Origin of the sequence: Candidatus Frankia alpina, from assembly GCF_902806485.1 — a bacterium.
In the GTDB taxonomy this organism is placed as follows: Bacteria; Actinomycetota; Actinomycetes; order Frankiales; family Frankiaceae; genus Frankia; species Frankia alpina.
In genome coordinates this window covers 1-918 of sequence record NZ_CADCWT010000509.1, presented here as the reverse complement: position 1 = coordinate 918, position 918 = coordinate 1, and the positions used below count along the sequence as shown (strand labels likewise).

The 918-nt window shown below is 74.6% G+C and carries 1 protein-coding gene; it reads left to right on the top strand.

Going from position 1 to position 918, the window contains the following annotated elements; genetic code table 11:
- Positions 1-85: 85 nt before the first annotated feature.
- Entirely contained in the window at positions 86-898 is an 813-nt protein-coding gene (locus G6R25_RS24245; protein ID WP_163554681.1) for an NAD(P)-dependent oxidoreductase, read from the top strand.
- The last annotated feature ends 20 nt before the right edge of the window (positions 899-918 follow it).

Below are 918 nucleotides of genomic sequence, written 5' to 3'. Positions count from 1 at the left end.
CCGCGGAAGGCAGCACCGGTGCCAGCGCTGGGATGACCAGGCAACATGGAGCGCGGAAACCAGCAGGAAGCCAGTGAGGTGTCGCATGACCGACACGGTGGGAGACCCCTACCGTCAGATTCAGGCCGGGGAGAAGGTCAAGGTCACGATCGTGAGCCCCGGTCCGATCGGCTCGGCGCTGGGGCGCGGCTACGTCGAGGGCGGCGCCCGGGTGCTGGCCTGCGTGGTGGGCCGCTCGCAGCGGACCCGCGCGCTCGCGCACGGCCTGGAGCTCGTCGACTCACTTGACGACGCCGTCGGCGCGGCCGACATCGTCCTGTCCGTGGTCCCACCGGGCGAGGCCGTCGCGGTGGCCGGCGCCATCGGCCGCTCGGCCGCCGCGACGGGGGTGACCCCGCTGGTCGCCGACCTCAACGCGATCGCCCCTGCCACGGTCGGCCGGGTGGCGGCGGCTCTGGCCGGCCTGGACTTCGTCGACGGGTCGATCTCCGGCCCGCCGCCGGACCGGGCGCCCGGGCGCGGCCGCACCCGGCTGTACCTGAGCGGGCCACGGGCCGGGGAGATCGCCGCGCTGGCCCATCCCCGGCTCGAACGGCGCGTCCTGGCCGGTCCGGTAGGCGCCGCGAGCGCGCTGAAGATGAGCACGGCGAGCCTCTACAAGGGGCTCGCCGCCCTGTTCCTGCAGGCGACCGCGGCGGCGCAGCAGGCCGGGGTACTCGACGTCATGCTCGACGATCTGGCACCGACGTTCCCCGACCAGGTCGACGGGCTGGGATCATGGCTCGCACTGTCGGCGAGCAAGGCGCACCGCTACGTCGCCGAGATGCGCGAGATCGCCGCGACCCAGGCCGCCGCGGGCCTGCCGCCGGAGCTGTTCGAGGCGATGGGCGTGGTGTGAGAGCGGGTCGCCCGGTCCCC